Source organism: Cupriavidus sp. GW822-FHT02D05, assembly GCF_058802485.1.
Genome location: NZ_JBXAOE010000039.1, coordinates 54438 through 73078 on the forward strand (window position 1 = coordinate 54438; position 18641 = coordinate 73078).

The following is an 18641-nucleotide window of genomic DNA, read 5'->3' on the forward strand; positions in this document are numbered from 1 at the left end:
AGCAGCGTCCTGGCCGGGCCCGGGCAGGCCACGCAGCCAGCCGAGCCCGCGCAGCCGTCTGCGCCGGCGTATTCCGCGGCCTCCATGAGCACGGCTGCCAAGGTGCTGGCCTTTGCCACCATGTGCGTGGGCATGTTCATCGCCTTGCTGGATATCCAGATCGTCTCGGCCTCGCTGCGCGACATCGGCGGCGGGTTGTCGGCGGGCACCGATGAGACCGTGTGGGTGCAGACCAGCTACCTGATCGCCGAAATCATCGTGATTCCGCTGTCGGGCTGGCTGTCGCGCGTGATGTCCACACGCTGGCTGTTTGCCGTTTCGGCGGCGGGCTTTACGCTGACCAGCCTGCTGTGCGGCCTCGCCTGGAACATCCAGAGCATGATCGCCTTTCGCGCCATGCAGGGCTTCCTCGGCGGCTCGATGATTCCGCTGGTGTTCACCACCGCCTTCGCCTTCTTCGGCGGCAAGCAGCGCGTGATTGCCGCAGCCACCATCGGTGCCCTGGCCTCGCTGGCGCCCACGCTCGGGCCCACCGTGGGCGGCTGGATCACCGACAACTACTCCTGGCACTGGTTGTTCTTCATCAACCTGGTGCCGGGCATCTTCATCACGGTGGCGGTGCCGCTGCTGGTGCGCGTGGACCAGCCCAACTGGTCGCTGGTGCGCGGCGCCGACTATCTCGGCATGACGCTGATGGCGCTGTTTCTCGGCTGTCTGCAGTACACGCTGGAAGAAGGCCCGCGCTGGGACTGGTTTGGCGACGATGTGATTCTCACCTCTGCCTGGATCTCGGGCATGGCGGGCGTCGGCTTTGTCTGGCGCAGCCTGACCTACGCCCATCCGGTGGTGGACCTGCGCGCGCTCAAGGACCGCAACTTCGCACTCGGCTGCTTCTTCTCGTTCATCACCGGCGTGGGCATCTTCGCCACCATTTATCTCACGCCGCTGTTCCTGGGCCACGTGCGTGGCTTCAGCGCGCTGCAGATCGGGCTGGCGGTGTTCTCAACCGGTGTGTTCCAGGTCATGTCGATCCCCGTCTATGCCTTCTTCGCCAATCGGGTGGACCTGCGCTGGCTGATGATGTTCGGGCTGGGCTGCTTTGCCTTCTCGATGTGGCAGTTCGCGCCGATTACGCACGACTGGGGCGCGCAGGAACTGTTGCTGCCGCAGGCGTTCCGCGGCATGGCGCAGCAGTTCTCGGTGGCGCCGGCGGTCACGCTCACGCTGGGATCGCTAGCGCCGGAGCGGCTCAAGCTGGCGTCCGGGCTGTTCAACCTGATGCGCAACCTGGGCGGCGCGATCGGCATTGCCAGTTGCGCGACCATCCTGAACGACCGCACCAACCTGCATTTCCAGCGCCTGGCTGAGCACCTGAACTACAGCAACGAGGCCATGGGCGCGCTGCTGCAGGCGGTGGGCAGCAATATGGCCGCGCTGGGCCACGACGTCGCCGATGCGCAGTCCGCCGCGCTCAGGCAACTGTGGGCACTGACCTGGCGCGAGGCGCAGACGCAGACGTTTAGCGATGCCTTCCTGGTCATCATGGTGTGCTTTGCCATCGCCACCGCCATGGTGCCGCTGCTGCGCAAGGCGGGGCCGCCCATGGCGCCATCGGCCGATGCGCATTGAGGCCTTCCACACCCGGGAGATGAATGATGAACACCCGTTTAGCTAGCGCGCTGGCCTGTGCCGCGCTGTTTGCCGCCATGGCGGCACAAACTGTCCACGCCGGCACGGAGCGCCCGCGCGACTCCGGCGTGGGATGCGCACGCGCCGACAACCGCTATTGCAAGGCGCCGCAGGGCGCGGCGGCTGGCGATGCGCAAGCGCCATGGCTGGCCGCTACGCGGCCGGCTTCGTCCACCACCCCAAGGAGCCTGTGATGAAAACCAGGGAAGTTGTGTTATGCCACCCCGTTCGCACCGCCATCGGCGCCTATAACGGTTCGCTCAAGGCCACGCCGGCAACCGAACTGGGCGCGGCGGTCATCCGCGAGACGGTGCGCCGCGCTGGCGTCGATCCAGAGCGGATCGGCAGCGTGGTCTTCGGCAATGTGATCCAGGCGGGCAACAGGATGAATCCCGCCCGGCAGGCGGCCATCGGCGCGGGCCTGCCGGTTTCGCTGCCGGCGATGACGGTCAACCGCGTGTGCGGTTCCGGCGCGCAGGCCATCGCCAGTGCCGCCGATGAAATCTGGCTCGGCCATGTCGACGTGGCGATTGCCGGTGGCATGGAGAATATGGACCAGGCGCCTTACCTGATGCCCGCCGCCCGCTGGGGCAGCCGCATGGGCGACGCGGCATTGCAGGACAGCATGCTGCGCGATGGCCTGGTGGATGCATTCTCGGGTGAGCACTCCGGCTGGCATACCGAGGACCTGGTGGCGCGCAACAAGATCAGCCGCGACGAACAGGACCGCTGGGCCGAACGCTCGCAAAGCCGCTTTGCCCGCGCGCAGGAGCAAGGCCGTTTCGTGGAGCAGATCATCGGTGTGCCCGTGAAGGCAAAGGGCGGCACGTCCACGTTCAACGTGGATGAAGCGAACCGGCCGGATACCACCTTCGAGATTCTCAGCAAGCTGCGTCCGGCGTTTCGCAAGGACGGCACCATCACCGCGGGCAATGCACCGGGGCTCAATAGCGGCGCGGCCGCCATGCTGGTCGCCGAACGATCGCTGGCCGAGAGCCTCGGGCTGGCGCCGATGGCCCGGCTGGTGGCCTATGGCGTAGGCGCCGTCGAGCCGGGCTTGTTCGGCCTTGGGCCCGTTCCGGCTGTGCGCCAGGCGCTGCAGCGCGCGCAATGGGCGCTGGGCGATGTCGAGTGGCTCGAGATCAATGAGGCCTTCGCTGCGGTGCCCCTGGCAGTGGCTGGGGAACTCGGATTGCCGCTCGACATCATCAACGTGGAGGGCGGCGCGATCGCGCATGGCCATCCCATCGGCGCAACCGGGGCGGTGCTCACCACACGCCTGCTGTACGCGATGCGTGCGCATGGGCTACGCCGGGGCATCGTGACGCTGTGCATCGGGGGCGGGCAGGGCATTGCGCTGGCGCTCGAAGCCCTGGACTAGACGGCACCGGCGGGGACGGCATTGCGGCGTTTCAATCCAGCTATCATGTTGAAAGTATCAAGATGCCGAAGCGGAGTCCTCAACCATGCAAAGAAAAACCTTCAGGAACATGCAATGCCCCATCGCCCGCGGGCTGGAGCGGGTTGGCGAGTGGTGGAGCATGCTGCTGATGCGCGAGGCGTTCTATGGCGCGCGGCGTTTCGACGACTTCCAGAAGAACCTGGACATCGCGCCCAATATGCTCACGCGCCGCCTCACCGCGCTGGTGGAGGAGGGGCTGCTGGAGCGCCAGCAGTACTCGGAGAAGCCACCGCGCTACGAGTATGTGCTGACGCAATGCGGGCGGGATTTCCTGCCCGTGCTGCTGGCCATGCTGGCCTGGGGCAACAAGCACTTCGCGCCGGAAGGCCCCAGCGTGGAATTGCGCGACAAGGAAACCGGCAAGGTGGTCGATCCCGTGCTGGTGGATGCCGGCACGGGCGAGCGGCTGAGTTTCAAGCGGCATGCCCTGGTGGCCGGCCCGGCCGCCGCGGACGGCATGCGCCGGCGCCTGGCATCCGCCGCCGGCTTCCTCGGGGGCGCCGAGCAAGCCGGGGAGGCGGGCGACGCGGTGCTCACCGGCGACCTGCCGTAGGCGCTTTGCACTGTTAGCCACTGTTGGCCGCAGTTAACCACTGTTAAGCAAGTCGGACATTGAAGCGGGGAACGTCATGAAGATTCTGGTCCTGGGCGCTGGCGCCATGGGTGGCTACTATGGCGCTCGCCTGATGCAGGCGGGGGCGGATGTCACGTTCCTGGTGCGGCCACGGCGCGCCGAAGCGCTGGCGAGAGACGGCCTGACCGTGCGCAGCGAGCTTGGCGATATCCGCGCCGCCGTGAAGACGGTGCTGGCCGAGCACGCCAAGGCAGACTACGACCTGGTTCTGCTGGCATGCAAGACCTATGACCTGGACAGCGCGATGGCCGCGCTGGGCCCGGTGCTTTCTGCCAGCGGGGGCAAGCGCGCGGCGATCCTGCCGCTGGTCAACGGGTTGCGCGCGTATGAGACGCTGGACGCGCGCTACGGCCGCGACAGGGTGCTTGGCGGCGTGTCGTACATTGCCACCACGCTGGACGCCGCTGGCGCGGTGGTGCATCAAGGCGCGGTCGACAGGCTCATCGTGGGCGCGCGTGCCGAGTCGGCACAGGGCCTGGCCAGCGCCTTCCATGCGCTTGCGGCCAGCACGCCCGGCACGCGTGAGTTGTCACCGGTCATCGACCAGGCGCTATGGAACAAGTGGGTGATGATCTCGGCTGGTGCGCTGATGACCTGCCTGATGCGCGGCACCGTCGGCGAGATCGTCAGGACGGTGGACGGCCGGGCGCTGATGCAGCAGGCCATGGACGAATGCGCGGCGGTGGCGCGTTTGTCCGGGCACGCCTTGCCCGAGCCGGTGGCCCAAGCCATGGCCGCGCGCCTGCTGGACGAGAACTCGGCCTGGGCCGCCTCCATGATGCGCGATATCGCGCAGGGCGCGCCCCGCCTGGAGGCGTACGACATCGTCGGCGACATGGCGCAGCGTGCCGCGCGGCTGGGGCATGCGGTGCCGCTGGTGCGCATCGCCTATAGCCACCTGCAGGTCTACGAAGCGCAGCGCGCCGCGGCCTAACGCGCCGAGGCCGCCTGCGCGGCGGCGGCCGCGCGGCGCTCCCGCGCCGCACGCCGGAACATGCCCGGCCCCACGCCAAAGTACGCTTTGAAGGCGCGCCCGAAGGCGGCCTCGGAGGCATAGCCGCAATGCTCGCCGATGCTGGCCGCGGAGCCGCGGTCCAGCGTCAGCAGGCGGGCGGCCATTTCCATGCGCAAGGTGGTCACGAACTGCAGCGGCGTCTCGCCGCTGAGCTGGGCGAAGCGCCGCGCGAACGTGGCGCGCGACACATTGCACACCGCCGCCAGCGACGCCACCGACCACGGCTCGGCCGGCGCGCGCAGCACCGCATCGATCGCCTTGGACAGCCGCGCATCGGCCATCAGCGCCAGCAGGCTATGCGTGACGCCGCCCTGCGCGATCAGCGCGCGCAACAGCAAAGTCAGCAACGCGGTGGAGAGCTGCCCGATGACCGCCGCGCCACCTGGCTCGGGCGCCTGCGCCTCGTTGCGCATCATGTCGATCAGCGCATGCAGCCAGGCGCAATCGGCGCGCCGCGCGGTGGCCACACGCAGCACCGGCGGCAGGTTGCGCAACAGCACCGTGCCCGGCAAGCCCAGCACGAACGTGCCGCACAGCATGTCCAGCGGATGCGCGTCGCCGGGCATCGTCACCTCGGTCAGCAAGCCATTGAAGCGCGTCGTCTGGGCCGGCATGGCGCGGTGCGCGCCGGCGGCACCTTCGGCCCCCTCGGCCCCCTCGGTCCCGTCGGGCAGGCTGCGCAGCGTATGCGCGCTGCCGTGCGGGAACAGCAGCACGTCGCCAGTATCGAGCGAGATGGCCTCCTGCGCCACCAGCGCGCGCGCCTGCCCCTTCAGGATGATGTGATACGGCAGGTGGCCGGCGGGCGCCGCCGCGTTGTCCACCCGCCAGTTGCCGGCGAAATGGCAGTGCAGGTCGACGGTGCCGGCGGGCGAAAGCATGCGCACAAGTTCGGTCAAGCTATCCATGGTGGGAACGGTGGCATCAAGACGGATACGGCGTGTTGAGACGATAGGGCAAGATAATGCGACGATTATATGCGGTAAATCGCATATGGCGCGCCTAGACTTCAGTCCATGGAAGCAGCGCAACAAACACAGCGCGGGTCCATCAACCAACCGCAAAGGAGTGCCGTCATGTCCCGTCTTCACACCATCAACCCCGCCGAAGCCACCGGCCAGGCCGCCCAACTGTTCGCCGCCATCAAGGGCGCCGTGGGCAAGGTGCCCAACGCTTACGCGGTGATTGGCAGCAATGCCCCCGAGGTGCTGGCCCACGCGCTGCAAACCGGCGCGCTGCTCAAGAATGCTACGCTCAGCGCCCGCGAGCTCGAAGCGATCAACCTTGCCGTCAGCGAAGCGTCGGGTTGTGACTATTGCGTGGCCGCGCACACCATGACCGGCAAGATGGCCGGCTATACCGTCGAACAAACGCGTGAGCTGCGCGCCGGCGAGTACCCGCAAGACAGCAAGATCGACGCGCTGGTCCGCTTCGCACTGGCCGTGGCCACGACTTCCGGCACGGTGCCTGCCGGCGTCGTCGCCAATGTGCGCGAAGCCGGCTACACCGATCGGCAGATCGTCGAGAGCATCCAGGCCATCAGCGCGATCCTGTTCACCAATATGATCAACCGCGTCAACGATACGGTGATCGATTTCCCGAAGGTGGCGTGAGAGGCGGCGGAAGGCGAGGAGATCGTGACCCGCCTTCCGTCTGGCTCGCGTCTATCGACATGCGGAATCTTTCGTTCCGCTGCGATGCCCCTGCTGTGGACAATGAGGATCACGAGCGTCATGCCTGTCTTTTCGGCAAGACATTAATCCGATCGATCCAACCAGCGTCCATTCATGTCCCGACCCCGATCCCTACTCCGCATTCTTGCCACTGGCCTGCTGCTCGGCGCCACGTTCTCCGCGCTGGCCGACACCGCCATTCTCAACGCCGGCTACGACGTCACCCGCGAGCTGTACCGTGAGATCAACCCCGGCTTTGTCGCTAACTGGAGGCAGGCGAGTGGCGAGACGCTGGTCATCAACCAGTCGCATGGCGGCTCGAGCAAGCAGGCGCGTTCGGTAGCCGATGGCCTGGAGGCCGACGTTGTGACCATGAACCAGGAGACCGACATCGATATCCTGGTGCAGCGGGGCGTGGTGGCGCAGGACTGGAAGAAGCGCCTGCCGGACAACGCGGCGCCGTACTACTCCACCATCGTGTTCCTGGTGCGCAAGGGCAATCCCAAGCGCATCCTGGACTGGGAGGACCTGGGCCGCGCTGGCGTGCAGGTGATCGTGCCGAACCCCAAGACTTCGGGCAACGGGCGCTACACGTACCTGGCGGCGTGGGGCGCGGCTATCCGCAAGGGCGGCAGCGAGGCCCAGGCGCGCGATGCGGTGGGCCGCCTGTTCCGCAATGTGCCGGTGCTCGATACCGGCGGCCGGGGCGCGACCACCAGCTTCACGCAGCGCCAGCTTGGCGATGTGCTGGCCACCTTCGAGAGCGAGGTGCACCAGATCCGCAAGGAGCTGGGAGACAGCTTCGAGGTGGTGTATCCGAGCCAGTCGATCATCGCGGAAGCGCCGGTGGCTGTGGTCGACAAGGTGGTGGACAAGCGCGGCACGCGCAAGGTGGCCACGGCCTATCTGCAATACCTGTGGTCCGATGCCGGCCAGGACGTGATCGCCCGCCAGTTCTACCGGCCGCGCTCGGCCGCGGTGCTCAAGACTCACGCGGCGCTGTTCCGGCCGATCCAGCTGTTTTCCGTCAGCGACGTGTTTGGCAGCTGGGCGCAGGCCCAGAGCCGGCATTTTGCCGATGGCGGCGAGTTCGACAAGATCTACCAGAGCCGCCTGTAAGCCAGGCGCAGGCGGCGGGTGAGTCCCGCCGCCCGCTTGCGGATGGCGTATCCGCTACGGCTTCGGGCTCAGCCCATTCAGGTGCTTGACCAGCTTGCCCAGCGTGGTGGCCTGGATCAGCAGGCTGAACACCACTACCAGGTAAGTCACGCCGATCAGCATCTCGCGGCCGGGGAACTCCGGCAGCGATAGCGCCAGCGCAATCGAGATGCCGCCGCGCAGGCCGCCCCAGGTCATGATGGTGGCCGAGTGCGGATTGAGCCGGCGGAAATTCTGCAGCGCCAGCAGCGGGATGGCCACGCTGATGCCGCGCGCAATCAGCACCACGGGAATCGCCGCCAGCCCCAGCCAGACGATATGCAGCTGCAGCGACAGCGCGATGATCTCCAGCCCGATCAGGCCAAACAGCACCAGGTTGAGCAACTCGTCCAGCAGGCCCCAGAAATTGAACAAGTGTTCGCGGGTCTTCTCCGACATCGACTTGCTGGTGCTATGGTTGCCGATCACCAGGCCCATGATGACCACCGACAGCGGCGCGGACACGTGCACCGCTTCAGCCAGGCTGTAGCCGCCGGTGGCGAGCGCCAGCGTGATCAGTATCTCGACCGGATAGCTGTCGATCCCGCGCAGCAGCACCGACGCCACATAGCCCACCACAATGCCCAGCACCACGGCGCCCAGCACTTCGCGCACCAGCGCGAGCGCCACGTGCGAAGCAGAGAATTCGGTGGCGCCGGTAGCTAGCCCCACCAGGGTCAGGAATGCCACCACCGCGGTGCCGTCGTTGAACAGCGATTCGCCCGCAATCTTGGTTTCCAGGCTTTCCGATGCGCCCGCGTTCTTGAGCACGCTGAGCACGGCGATCGGGTCGGTAGGGGAAATCAGCGCGCCGAACACCAGGCACCACAGCAGGCTGACCGGGTGGCCCAGCCACTGTGCGACATAGAAGAAGCCGAACCCGACCGCGGCGGTCGAGATCACCACGCCGACCGTGGCCAGCATGACCACGGCCCGGCGCTGGCGGCGCATGCGTGAGAGGTCGACGTGCAGGGCGCCGGCGAACAGCAGCAGGCTGAGCAGGCCGTGGAAGACCACGTCGGAGAAATCGATCTGGGCCACGAGCTTGCGGGCCTGCGCGACCATTTCGGGGTGGTTGAAGCCGAGGATGGACACGCTCAGGCAGGTCACCAGCCCGACGGCGGTGATGCCCAGGGTGTCGGGCAGCTTGATGAAGCGGTGGTTGATGACGCCGAAAATGGCGATGAGGGTGAAAAGGGCGCCAGTCCCTTGGAATACAGTCATGCGGGGAGTTCTCCTTGCAGATGGGTGATGCGGGTGTTTCAAGCATTACAAGCGTTACAAGCACTAGCGGCACTAGCGGCACTAGCGGCACTACTGGCAGTCCGCGTCGGGTGCGACGCTATGTGGATTTTGTGCCACATCAACCATATCAGCAATTGGGAAATTTCTTCAAGTGGCGCCCGCCTGACAAAAAAAAGAGGTTCAGCCGCCGCTGAACCCCCTTGCTTACCTGGCTCGCCGCTGCGTCAGCGGTTCAAGCCCTGGACCCTATCGCGCCGCCATGCGCCCTGGCCAGGCGGAACTGGCCTACCGCATCGGCGAGCTTGTTGGCTTGCTCATGCAGGAAACCGGCGGCCGCCGAGGCTTGCTCGACCAGCGCCGCATTCTGCTGCGTTGCCCCGTCGAGCTGGCTCACGGCCTGGTTGACCTGCGTGATGCCCACGCTTTGCTCGCTGCCGGCATTCGAGATTTCGCGCAGCACCTGCTCGACCTGCTTCACGCTGGCCACGATGCTGTTCATGGTCTCGCCGGCGTCCCGCACCAGCTCCGCGCCCGAGTCCACCTTGGCCACCGATTGGCTGATCAGTCCTTTGATTTCCTTGGCGGCCTGCGCGCTGCGCTGGGCCAGCGTGCGGACTTCGCCAGCCACCACGGCGAATCCGCGTCCCTGTTCGCCGGCGCGGGCGGCTTCCACGGCAGCGTTGAGCGCCAGGATGTTGGTCTGGAAGGCGATGCCGTCGATGACCCCGATGATGTCGTGGATCTTGGCGGAGGCGGTCGAGATTTCCTGCATGGTGGTCACCACGCGAGAGACGGCATCGCCCCCCCGGTTGGCGACCTGGGAGGCCGCGGCCGCCAGCTCGCCGGCGCGCACGGCGGCCTCGGCCGAGTTTTGCACGGTGCCGGTGAGCTCGTCCATGGCAGCCGCTGTCTGCTCCAGGCTGGCTGCGGCTTGCTCGGTACGCGAGGACAGGTCGATATTGCCCTGTGAGATTTCGGCGGTTGCCGTGCGAACCGATTCGCTGCTGTCCCGGATATCGATCAGCACCGTGGCGAGCTTGTCGGCAAACTGGTTGAACGCGCGGGCGATCTGCGTGACCTCATCGTTGCCGTCGGCCGGCAGGCGCTTGGTCAGGTCGCCGTGTCCGGAGCCGATTTCGTCCATCGCCTCGCGCACCTGGGACAGCCGCCGGAACGCAGAGGCAGTCATGACCGAGCCGACTCCCGCGGCGAGGAAGGCCACCGCCACCAGGGTCATGAACATGGCTTGCAGCACATTGCGCAGGCCGGCCAGGGCTTCGTCCTCATCCATGGCAACCACCACTTCCCAGTCGGAGTTCTTGACCGGCTCTGCATGCAGCAGCTTGGTGGCGCCCGCGATCTTGACTGCGAGGGGCTGCTCGGGATCCGACAGGCTGGCCAGGGCGTTCGCCGTCAGGTCGGCGGACAGATCGGTGGCCGGCTTGAGGTTGAGCTTGGCGTCCGGATGCGCCACGATGCGCCCGCTCTTGTCGGCCAGGAAGGCAAAGCTGGCCGGGGTGGGGTGGATGCCGTTCACGGTGGAGGTCACGGCGTCCAGGTTCACATCGGCAGCCACCACGGCCTTCAACTGGCCATTGGCCAGCACAGGCAGGGCCAGCGTCACCACGAGCTTCTTGGTCGCGACATCTTCATACGGCTGCGTGATGACCAGCTTGCCGGCGCTGACGGCGGCCTGGTACCACGGGCGGCCCGTGGGATCGTAGTCGGCCGGGATGCCGAGGTCGCGGGAAAACACCGCATGCTTGTCCGGGTAGCCCGCATAGGCCACGACAAAGCCGCCGGATCTTTCCAGCTGCGTGACCGCGGACATGGGATCGGTGGAAAGGCTCTCCGGGGATACGGCTTGCACCATGTCGGCCCGCGCGGTCAGCCACTCGGTGATGGCTTGCGCGTTGCCTTGGGTGATGGTGGCGAGGTTTTGCCGCAGCGTGCGTTCGTCGCTGTGCTTCGTGACTACGTAGGTGATGCCGGTGGATGCCGACAAGGCGGTGACAACGATGGCGACACAGGTCGCCGTAATGCGTGTACGGAGCGAGAGAAGCATGCGCGTTGGGTAGGGGGCGGTGGTTAAAAAAGGCCTCCGACAATTTTGTTGTCGGCCAGCATGCCCCGGCTAACGGAAGGCTGGAGGGGAACTGTAGGGCTGAAACGGCAATGTGCAGACATTTCGCCGTACTAGTGCATGGCGGCGCCCCGCGGCGTGGTGAATACGCCGCTATTGCGCAACGGGACTCAGTTTCCGCACCGTCCTTACCTCAGCCGCCAACCTCAAAAAATGCCAGGAACCGACGCATGATGGGTGACAGCGCCCCGGTGCGATGCGCCACCAGCACACGGCTGGCGGCATCCTGGCCAGCCAGTGGCCGATACGTCACGCCGGGGATGCCGGTGCGCGCGTAGATCTCCGGCAGCACCGATACGCCGGCGCCGCTCGCTACCAGACCAATGATGGTGGTCGCCTCGCGCGCCTCCTGGCCGATGCGCGGGGCAAAACCCGCCCGGTTGCAAAGCGTGGTGACGTGGTCGAACAGCCCGCAGCCCAGCCCGCGGGGGAACAGCAGGAAAGGCTGTGCGGACAGCGCGCCGATATCGATCCCGGCGTCGTCCACCGGGTTTGCCAGTGCGTGCGAGGCAGGCAGCACGGCGACCAGGCGGTCGGCCAGCACTTCGTGCACGGTGACGCTGGCGGGCGGGTAGAACTGGGGCGACGGTCGCAGGAAGCCAATGTCGATCTCACCTTTCTCCAGTCCTTGCAACTGCTGGCCGGTGGACATATGCACCAGCTCCAGCATGGCGCGCGGGTGGTCCACGCGGAACTGCTGCACCGCGCGCGGAAACGCATCCTGCATCGGCACCGAGGCGGTAAAGGCCACGCGGATCTCGCCCGCCTCGCCGGCGGCCACCTGCCTGACCACCTCGCGGGCCTGCTCCAGGTTGGCGAGCGCCGCCCTGGCCTTGTCCAGGAACAGCGTGCCCGCCGGCATGAGCGCCACATGGTGGCGGGACCGGTCCAGCAGCGGGCTGCCGAGTTCGTCCTCCAGCGCCTTGATCTGGGTGCTCAGCGGCGGCTGGCTGATATGGAGCTTGCGCGCGGCCTCGCTGAAGCTCAGCGCTTCGGCCACGGCGACGAAATAGCGGAGTTGGCGGAAATCCATTGCTTATATCGAAGTGCAATAACAAGGGGTTTGAAAACGTATTGGACAGTATCACGGCAGCTGCCCAGAATGCACGCAAACGGCCTTGAGCCGCACGACAAATTGCACCATCAGGAGACAACCATGCTGCGCCGCCCCTACCTTGCCGGCTTCCTGGCCGCCGCGCTCTCGCTGGCCGCCAGCGCCGCCAGCGCCCAGACCTACCCGGCCAAGCCCATCCGGCTGGTCGTGCCTTATGCCGCCGGTGGCGCGGTGGACATCGTGGCGCGCTCGGTCGGGCAAAAGATGAGCGTGCTGCTCAAGCAGCCCATCATCGTCGACAACCGCCCGGGCGCCAGCACCAATATCGGCATGGAGGCCGTGGCCAAGGCCGCGCCGGACGGCTACACCATCATGATGGCGTCCAATAGCCTGGCCACCAATGCGGCGCTGTTCGCCAAGCTGCCGTTCGACCCCGCACGGGATTTCACGCCGGTGGCGCGCGTGGGACAGGCCTCGCTGGTGCTGGTGGTGCCGGCAAAATCCAGCGTGACGTCGCTCAAGGGCCTGGTTTCCCAGGCGCAGGCCCAGCCGGGCAAGTTCAGCTATGCCTCAGCCGGCAACGGCAGCTCGGGCCATCTCGCCGGCGAGCTGTTCAAGGAAGCGGCACACATCGACGTGCTGCATGTGCCTTACAAGGGCGGCGCGCCCGCGATCACCGACCTGCTGGGCGAGCGCATTTCGTTCATGCCGATCAACCCGCTCGAAGTCATCACCCATATCCGCGCCGGCACGCTGCGCGCCATCGCGGTGGCAAGCGACCAGCGCACGCCGCTGCTGCCGGACGTGCCGACCTCGCGCGAGCAAGGCTTGCCGGGCTTCACCGCCTCGGTCTGGTGGGGGCTGGTGGCGCCGGCCAAGACGCCGCCGGCCGTGATCCATGAGCTCAATACCGCCGCCAATGCTGCGCTGGCCGACCCTGATGTGCGCAAACAGCTCGCGCAACTGGGCGTAACCATCCTGCCGGGCACGCCTGAAGCTTTCGGCCAGTTCGTGCGCGGCGAAACCGCCACCTGGAACGGCGTCATCCGCAAGGCGGGCATCACGGCCGACTGAGGCCTCACGCGCATCCGACGATCCGACGATCCGACACGACCCAATACGATCCAATACGACCTAACAAGATCCAAGAGAGTCCCCATGTCCGACATCCAAGCCCAAGCCCAGCCGGACGCGCAGCGTCCCTCGATCCTGGTGGTCAGCGCGCACGCCGCCGATTTTGTCTGGCGTGCCGGCGGCGCCATCGCGCTGTACGCCGAGCGCGGCTACAACGTCAAAATCGTCTGCCTGTCCTTTGGCGAGCGCGGCGAGTCCGCCAAGATGTGGCGCCAGCCGGGCATGACCATCGAGCGCGTCAAGGCGGCTCGGCATGAAGAAGCGCAGCAGGCCGCCGACATCCTGGGCGCGACGCTGGAGTGCTTCGACCTGGGCGACTACCCCATGCGCGTGACCGACGCAGCGCTGCTACGCCTGGCCGATCTCTACCGCGCGCTGCGGCCCGAACTGGTGTTGAGCCACTCGCGCGAGGACATCTACAACTTTGACCATCCGCTCGCCACGCACGTCGCGCAGGAAGCGCGGGTCATCGCCCAGGCGCATGGCTACAAGCCCGAGGTGCCGGTGATCGGCGCGCCGCCTGTGTTCCTGTTCGAGCCGCATCAGCCCGAGCAATGCAACTGGAAGCCCGACGTGCTGCTCGATATCTCCTCGGTGTGGGAAAAGAAGCAGCGCGCCTTCGCCACCATGGCGGCGCAGGAGCACCTGTGGGAGTACTACACCCGCGTGGCGCTGCAGCGCGGCGCGCAGGCCGCGCGCAACTCCGATCGCAAGGTGAAGTACGGAGAAGGCTATGCGCGCGTGTTCCCGCAGGTAGCACAGAGCCTGTCATGAAGACCATCGCCTATCGCAACATCCTGCGCGCGGCCGCCGCGGACATCGACGCACTGGGCACCGCCGGTGTCGCCACGGTGCACGAGGCGCAGCGCCGCACCGGGCTGATGAAGCCATACATGCGGCCAATCCAGGCCCGCGCCGCCATTGCCGGCAGCGCCGTGACGGTGCTGATGCATCCCGGTGACAACTGGATGATCCACGTCGCGGTGGAACTGGTGCAGCCCGGCGACGTCCTGGTGGTGGCGCTGGTCAGCGACTGCACCGATGGCTTGTTCGGCGACCTGCTGGCCACCTCGCTCAAGGCGCGCGGCGCGCGCGGCCTGGTGATCGACGGCGGCGTGCGCGATGTGGCCACGCTCAATGCCATGGGCTTCCCGGTCTGGTCGCGGGCGGTTTCGGCGCAGGGCGCGGTCAAGGAAACCGTGGGCGCGGTCAATGTGCCGGTGGTCTGCGCCGGCGCCCACGTGCGGCCCGGCGACGTGATCGTGGCCGACGACGATGGCGTGGTGGTGGTGCCGCGCCCGCTCGCTGCCGAGACCGCGCGCCGTGCCGCCGAGCGCGGTGCCATGGAGGAGGGTAAGCGCGCTACGCTGGCCTCCGGCGTGCTGGGGCTGGACATGTACCAGATGCGCGAGGCGCTGGCGGCCAAGGGCCTGGTGTACGCCGACCAGACCGTGGACTGGTACAGCGGCTTCGACGAGGCCTGACCGGGCGGCCGCAGCCGGTTCGCGATCTGGTATAAGCGTCGCAGACACAAATCCAGACACGAATCCAGGCCGGGGAACCCGATGGAACTGCGCCAGCTTCAGTATTTCGTCCGCGTGGTGGAGCTTGGCAGCATGAGCCGCGCGGCGCTCGACCTCGATATGGTGCAATCCGCCATGAGCCAGCAGATCAGCCGTCTGGAGAGCGAGCTGGCCACCCGGCTGCTGCGCCGGACCACGCGCGGCGTGACGCCCACCGAGGCCGGGCTGGCCTTCTTCCGCGAGGCTCAATTGGCGCTGCGCCATGCCGAGCAGGCCAAGCGCGCCGCCCACCATGCGCGGCTGTCCGGCACGGTCAGCGTGGGGCTGGCGCCCACCACGGCTTCGGTCATCGGAGTGCCGCTGATGCGCGCCATGCGTGAGCGCTATCCGGATGTGCGCCTGCATATGGTGGAGAGCCTGTCCGGCCACCTCGGCGCCATGCTCAACGCCCGCCAGCTCGACCTGGCCGTGCTGTTCGACACCGTTGTAGCGCGCCGCTGGAGCGTGACGCCGCTGCTTGAGGAAACCCTGTTCCTGATCCGCTCGCGCCGCGCGCTGCCGGCCGAGGTTGACGCCGAGGCGCCGCTTCGGCTGCGCATGGCGCAGTTGCGGGACGTGCCGCTGATCATGCCCACCGGCCTGCATGGGCTGCGCAGCACGCTCGATGCCGCCTTCGCCCGCGTGAAGATCGTGCCGCAGGTGGTGCAGGAGGTGGATTCGCTGGCCATGCTGATGGACGCCGTGGACCTCGGGTTTGGCGCCACCCTGCAGCCCTGGGCCGCGGTGGGGCGCTATGCCGATGCGCAAGCGCGTTTCCACCTGGCCGAGATCGCGGACCCCAAGGTGCGGCGCCAGAACGTGCTGTGCAGCCTCTCCGACGACGAACTATCGCCCGCCGCGCTGGCCTTGCGCGTGGTACTGGCCGACTGCGCCCGCGAACTGGTGCGCTCCGGCGCCTGGCGGGGGGCTCGGCTGCTTGGGCCGGAGGGATGATGCACGTGCCCCGGGGGGTATCACGATTCGTGATGCCCCCATGCGATCCGGGGGCTTAGCAGGACGCTAGCGGGCCGCTACAGTGCGGGCATCCCCACCGGAACCCTCATCGTGCTGTCCATCATTCAAATCCTGGAGCCGCCCCTGCCGGCTCTCCCGAGCCTTGCCGGAGGCGCGCACCCATGATCGACGTCCTGGTCATCGGCGGCGGCAATGCCGCCTTGTGCGCGGCCCTGATGGCGCGCGAAGCCGGCGCCAGCGTGCTGCTGCTGGAAGCCGCGCCCCGCGAGTGGCGCGGCGGCAACTCCCAGCACACCCGCAATCTGCGCTGCATGCACGACGCGCCGCAAGACGTCCTGATCGAGGCCTATCCCGAAGAGGAATACTGGCAAGACCTGCTTAAGGTCACCGGCGGCCTGACCGACGAGCGCCTGGCCCGCCTGGCCATCCGCGCCTCGTCGACCTGCCGCGACTGGATGCGCAGCCACGGCGTGCACTTCCAGCCGCCGCTGTCAGGCGCGCTGCATGTGGCGCGCACCAATGCCTTCTTCATGGGCGGCGGCAAGGCGCTGGTCAACGCGTACTTCCGCAGCGCCGAAGCCCTTGGCGTCAAGGTGCGTTACAACGCCCCGGTGGACGCCATCGAGCTGGACGGCGGGCGCTTCAAAGCCGCTCGCATCGGCAGCGAGCGCATCGAGGCGCGCAGCTGCGTGCTGGCCGCCGGCGGCTTCGAGTCCAACCGCGCATGGCTGCGCGAGGCCTGGGGCCAGAACGCCGATGGTGACTGGCCGGCCGACAACTTCCTGATTCGCGGCACGCGCTTCAACATGGGCGTGCTGCTCAAGTTCATGATCGAAGCCGGCGCCGACGCCATCGGCGACCCTTCCCAATCGCACTGCGTGGCCATCGACGCGCGCGCGCCGCTGTACGACGGCGGCATCTGCACGCGGGTGGACTGCGTCTCGCTGGGCGTGATGCTCAACCGCAATGCCGAGCGCTTCTACGACGAAGGCGAGGATTTCTGGCCCAAGCGCTACGCCATCTGGGGGCGGCTGGTCGCGCAGCAGCCCGGACAGATCGGCTATTCGATCATCGACGCCAAGGCCGTGGGCCGCTTCATGCCGCCCGTGTTTCCGGGGGTGCGCGCCAACACGCTGCCGGAACTGGCGCGCCAGCTCGGGCTGGACGAGGCCACCTTCATGCGCACCATCGAGGCTTACAACGCGGCGTGCCGTGTCGGCACATTCGACCACACCGTGCTGGACGACTGCCACACCGAGGGCATCGCCCCGGCCAAGACCCACTGGGCGCGGCCGATCGATACCGCGCCGTTCTTCGGCTACGCCCTGCGCCCCGGCATCACCTTTACCTACCTCGGCCTCAAGGTGAACGAGCACGCCGCCGTGCACTTCGGCGGCAAGCCCAGCGCCAACCTGTTCGTTGCCGGCGAGATGATGGCCGGCAACGTGCTCGGCAAGGGCTATACGGCAGGTGTCGGCATGGCCATCGGCACCGCCTTCGGGCGCATCGCCGGCACCCAGGCCGCCGCCGCCGCGCTCGGGCGGCCAAACCACAACGCATTCCAGGAAGAGCAGCATGCAACATCTTGAAGCGCTGACGCGCGAAGCGGCGGCACTGGCCCAGGGCGCGCTGCCGCTCAGCGGGGACGAGGCCGAGGCCGAGGTGGGCCGCGTCATGCAGATCTGCAATGCCTGCCGTTATTGCGAAGGTTTTTGCGCGGTGTTTCCCGCCATGACGCGCCGGCTGGAGTTCGGCAAGGCCGATATCCACTACTTGTCCAACCTGTGCCACAACTGCGGCGCTTGCTATCACGCCTGCCAGTACGCGCCACCGCACGAGTTCGCGGTCAACGTGCCGCAGGCCATGGCCAAGGTGCGGGTCCAGACGTATTCCGACTACGCCTGGCCCGCCGCGCTCGGTAGCCTGTACCGCCGCGCTGGCCTGGCCACCGCGCTGGCGCTGGCAGCCGGGCTGGCGTTGTTCCTGGCGATGGTGCTTGCCATGCGTGGCAGCCTGCTGCACGCACCGCTGGCCGGCAACTTCTACGCCATCTTCCCGCACAACCTGCTGGCGGCGATGTTCGGCCTGGTGTTCGGCTGCGCGGTGCTGGCGCTGGGCGTGGGCGTGACGCGCTTCTGGCGCAGGGTCTCGCCCGGCGAGCTGCAAGGCGAGGCGCGCGGCCCGGCCATCGGCGGCGCCGCGCACGATGCATTGCGGCTGCGCTATCTGGACGGCGGCCACGGCCAGGGCTGCAACAACGCGGACGACACGTTCACGCTGTGGCGCCGGCGCTTCCACCATTTCACGTTCTATGGCTTCATGCTGTGCTTTGCCGCCACGGCGGTCGCCACCCTGTACCACTACCTGCTGGGCCTGCATGCACCGTATGCGCCCACCAGCCTGCCGGTGTTGCTGGGCACGGCCGGCGGCATCGGCTTGCTGATCGGCCCGGCGGGCCTGCTCTGGCTCAACCTGAAGCGCGACCCGCGCACCGGCGATGCCGCTCAGAAGCCGATGGACCGCGGCTTTATCGCGCTGCTGTTTTTCACCAGCCTGACGGGGCTGGCGCTGCTGGCCTGGCGCGACACCGAGGCCATGGCGCTGCTGCTGGCGGTGCACCTGGGCGTGGTGATGGCGTTGTTCCTGACGTTGCCTTACGGCAAGTTCGCGCACGGCGTTTACCGCGGCGCGGCGCTGCTCAAATGGAATATAGAAAAACGCCGGCCCGGCAGCCTGGCGCTTGGTCGGCCCGATTGAGGTGTTGTGGGCTGGGCGTCAAAAGCAACTGCAGTTTCACCACCCCTGCGGGGCGGCGACCTACTTTCTTGTCTTGCCAAGAAAGTAGGCAAAGAAGGCGC

The 18641-nt window shown here is 67.3% G+C and carries 17 protein-coding genes; 13 read left to right on the forward strand and 4 right to left on the reverse strand.

All coding sequences use genetic code 11. The annotated features are described in order from the left end of the window. Positions 1-84 precede the first annotated feature (84 nt). The 5 genes from AC1RQK_RS35535 to AC1RQK_RS35555 all read left to right on the forward strand — a co-directional run bounded on the left by AC1RQK_RS35535 (position 85) and on the right by AC1RQK_RS35555 (position 4719). Complete coding sequence (locus tag AC1RQK_RS35535; RefSeq protein WP_492814095.1) at positions 85-1629, forward strand: DHA2 family efflux MFS transporter permease subunit; 1545 nt, start codon at positions 85-87, stop codon at positions 1627-1629. Between the two features lie 23 nt (positions 1630-1652). Continuing rightward, positions 1653-1883: a hypothetical protein gene (locus AC1RQK_RS35540; RefSeq protein ID WP_492814077.1), complete on the forward strand. Its 231-nt coding sequence runs from the start codon at positions 1653-1655 to the stop codon at positions 1881-1883. After that, positions 1883-3070 carry a thiolase family protein gene (locus tag AC1RQK_RS35545; RefSeq protein WP_492374618.1) on the forward strand — a complete coding sequence of 396 codons (1188 nt, stop codon included), beginning with the start codon at positions 1883-1885 and terminating at the stop codon, positions 3068-3070. Before AC1RQK_RS35540 ends, AC1RQK_RS35545 begins: the two co-directional genes overlap by 1 nt. An 85-nt stretch (positions 3071-3155) precedes the next feature. After that, positions 3156-3704: a winged helix-turn-helix transcriptional regulator gene (locus AC1RQK_RS35550; protein ID WP_492374619.1), complete on the forward strand. Its 549-nt coding sequence runs from the start codon at positions 3156-3158 to the stop codon at positions 3702-3704. Between the two features lie 76 nt (positions 3705-3780). Then, positions 3781-4719 carry a 2-dehydropantoate 2-reductase gene (locus AC1RQK_RS35555; protein ID WP_492814080.1) on the forward strand — a complete coding sequence of 313 codons (939 nt, stop codon included), beginning with the start codon at positions 3781-3783 and terminating at the stop codon, positions 4717-4719. Here the strand turns inward: AC1RQK_RS35555 and AC1RQK_RS35560 are convergent. Continuing rightward, the gene (locus tag AC1RQK_RS35560; RefSeq protein ID WP_492814082.1) at positions 4716-5708 is read right to left on the reverse strand and encodes an AraC family transcriptional regulator; all 993 of its coding nucleotides are present in this window, start codon (positions 5706-5708) and stop codon (positions 4716-4718) included. The genes AC1RQK_RS35555 and AC1RQK_RS35560 overlap by 4 nt on opposite strands. A 168-nt stretch (positions 5709-5876) precedes the next feature. Between AC1RQK_RS35560 and AC1RQK_RS35565 the strand changes: the two genes are divergently transcribed. Together AC1RQK_RS35565 and AC1RQK_RS35570 are read left to right on the forward strand one after the other, a co-directional pair. Further along, on the forward strand, positions 5877-6413 hold the full coding sequence (locus AC1RQK_RS35565) for a carboxymuconolactone decarboxylase family protein (RefSeq protein ID WP_492374621.1): 537 nt from the start codon (positions 5877-5879) through the stop codon (positions 6411-6413). Positions 6414-6587: 174 nt separating this feature from the next. Then, positions 6588-7592, forward strand: coding sequence for a sulfate ABC transporter substrate-binding protein (locus tag AC1RQK_RS35570; RefSeq protein ID WP_492374622.1), 1005 nt, complete (start codon positions 6588-6590; stop codon positions 7590-7592). 54 nt (positions 7593-7646) lie between these two features. Here the strand turns inward: AC1RQK_RS35570 and AC1RQK_RS35575 are convergent, their stop codons facing one another. The 3 genes from AC1RQK_RS35575 to AC1RQK_RS35585 all read right to left on the reverse strand — a co-directional run bounded on the left by AC1RQK_RS35575 (position 7647) and on the right by AC1RQK_RS35585 (position 12091). After that, a complete protein-coding gene (locus tag AC1RQK_RS35575; protein ID WP_183031132.1) occupies positions 7647-8894 on the reverse strand; it encodes a cation:proton antiporter in 1248 nt (415 codons plus the stop codon). A 253-nt stretch (positions 8895-9147) separates the two neighbouring features. Further along, complete coding sequence (locus tag AC1RQK_RS35580; protein ID WP_492814085.1) at positions 9148-10980, reverse strand: methyl-accepting chemotaxis protein; 1833 nt, start codon at positions 10978-10980, stop codon at positions 9148-9150. A 211-nt stretch (positions 10981-11191) separates the two neighbouring features. After that, positions 11192-12091, reverse strand: a complete 900-nt coding sequence (locus tag AC1RQK_RS35585; protein WP_492814087.1) for a LysR family transcriptional regulator — start codon at positions 12089-12091, stop codon at positions 11192-11194. 123 nt (positions 12092-12214) lie between these two features. Between AC1RQK_RS35585 and AC1RQK_RS35590 the strand changes: the two genes are divergently transcribed. The 6 genes from AC1RQK_RS35590 (at position 12215) to tcuB (ending at position 18540) form a co-directional block, all read left to right on the forward strand. Then, positions 12215-13186 (forward strand): tripartite tricarboxylate transporter substrate binding protein, encoded by a 972-nt coding sequence (locus AC1RQK_RS35590; RefSeq protein WP_416052200.1) that lies wholly within the window; start codon positions 12215-12217, stop codon positions 13184-13186. Positions 13187-13270: 84 nt separating this feature from the next. Beyond that, the gene (locus AC1RQK_RS35595; RefSeq protein ID WP_150988240.1) at positions 13271-14020 is read left to right on the forward strand and encodes a PIG-L deacetylase family protein; all 750 of its coding nucleotides are present in this window, start codon (positions 13271-13273) and stop codon (positions 14018-14020) included. Next, complete coding sequence (locus AC1RQK_RS35600) at positions 14017-14730, forward strand: 4-carboxy-4-hydroxy-2-oxoadipate aldolase/oxaloacetate decarboxylase (RefSeq protein ID WP_492814090.1); 714 nt, start codon at positions 14017-14019, stop codon at positions 14728-14730. The genes AC1RQK_RS35595 and AC1RQK_RS35600 overlap by 4 nt, the downstream gene beginning before the upstream one ends. 81 nt (positions 14731-14811) lie before the next feature. After that, positions 14812-15762, forward strand: coding sequence for a LysR family transcriptional regulator (locus tag AC1RQK_RS35605; protein WP_492374627.1), 951 nt, complete (start codon positions 14812-14814; stop codon positions 15760-15762). 182 nt (positions 15763-15944) lie between these two features. Beyond that, entirely contained in the window at positions 15945-17372 is a 1428-nt protein-coding gene (tcuA, locus tag AC1RQK_RS35610; RefSeq protein ID WP_492374628.1) for an FAD-dependent tricarballylate dehydrogenase TcuA, read from the forward strand. After that, a complete protein-coding gene (tcuB, locus tag AC1RQK_RS35615; RefSeq protein ID WP_492814093.1) occupies positions 17359-18540 on the forward strand; it encodes a tricarballylate utilization 4Fe-4S protein TcuB in 1182 nt (393 codons plus the stop codon). Before tcuA ends, tcuB begins: the two co-directional genes overlap by 14 nt. Positions 18541-18641: the final 101 nt, after the last annotated feature.

What these genes read in the sequence shown, in the direction of transcription:
- AC1RQK_RS35600 (WP_492814090.1), top strand. Translation starts at nt 14,017, where the DNA reads ATGAAGACCATCGCCTATCGCAACATCCTGCGCGCGGCCGCCGCGGAC.
- AC1RQK_RS35580 (WP_492814085.1), bottom strand. Translation starts at nt 10,980, where the DNA reads ATGCTTCTCTCGCTCCGTACACGCATTACGGCGACCTGTGTCGCCATC.
- AC1RQK_RS35535 (WP_492814095.1), top strand. Translation starts at nt 85, where the DNA reads ATGAGCACGGCTGCCAAGGTGCTGGCCTTTGCCACCATGTGCGTGGGC.
- AC1RQK_RS35575 (WP_183031132.1), bottom strand. Translation starts at nt 8,894, where the DNA reads ATGACTGTATTCCAAGGGACTGGCGCCCTTTTCACCCTCATCGCCATT.
- tcuB (WP_492814093.1), top strand. Translation starts at nt 17,359, where the DNA reads ATGCAACATCTTGAAGCGCTGACGCGCGAAGCGGCGGCACTGGCCCAG.
- tcuA (WP_492374628.1), top strand. Translation starts at nt 15,945, where the DNA reads ATGATCGACGTCCTGGTCATCGGCGGCGGCAATGCCGCCTTGTGCGCG.
- AC1RQK_RS35560 (WP_492814082.1), bottom strand. Translation starts at nt 5,708, where the DNA reads ATGGATAGCTTGACCGAACTTGTGCGCATGCTTTCGCCCGCCGGCACC.
- AC1RQK_RS35555 (WP_492814080.1), top strand. Translation starts at nt 3,781, where the DNA reads ATGAAGATTCTGGTCCTGGGCGCTGGCGCCATGGGTGGCTACTATGGC.
- AC1RQK_RS35590 (WP_416052200.1), top strand. Translation starts at nt 12,215, where the DNA reads ATGCTGCGCCGCCCCTACCTTGCCGGCTTCCTGGCCGCCGCGCTCTCG.
- AC1RQK_RS35585 (WP_492814087.1), bottom strand. Translation starts at nt 12,091, where the DNA reads ATGGATTTCCGCCAACTCCGCTATTTCGTCGCCGTGGCCGAAGCGCTG.
- AC1RQK_RS35605 (WP_492374627.1), top strand. Translation starts at nt 14,812, where the DNA reads ATGGAACTGCGCCAGCTTCAGTATTTCGTCCGCGTGGTGGAGCTTGGC.
- AC1RQK_RS35565 (WP_492374621.1), top strand. Translation starts at nt 5,877, where the DNA reads ATGTCCCGTCTTCACACCATCAACCCCGCCGAAGCCACCGGCCAGGCC.
- AC1RQK_RS35540 (WP_492814077.1), top strand. Translation starts at nt 1,653, where the DNA reads ATGATGAACACCCGTTTAGCTAGCGCGCTGGCCTGTGCCGCGCTGTTT.
- AC1RQK_RS35545 (WP_492374618.1), top strand. Translation starts at nt 1,883, where the DNA reads ATGAAAACCAGGGAAGTTGTGTTATGCCACCCCGTTCGCACCGCCATC.
- AC1RQK_RS35550 (WP_492374619.1), top strand. Translation starts at nt 3,156, where the DNA reads ATGCAAAGAAAAACCTTCAGGAACATGCAATGCCCCATCGCCCGCGGG.
- AC1RQK_RS35595 (WP_150988240.1), top strand. Translation starts at nt 13,271, where the DNA reads ATGTCCGACATCCAAGCCCAAGCCCAGCCGGACGCGCAGCGTCCCTCG.
- AC1RQK_RS35570 (WP_492374622.1), top strand. Translation starts at nt 6,588, where the DNA reads ATGTCCCGACCCCGATCCCTACTCCGCATTCTTGCCACTGGCCTGCTG.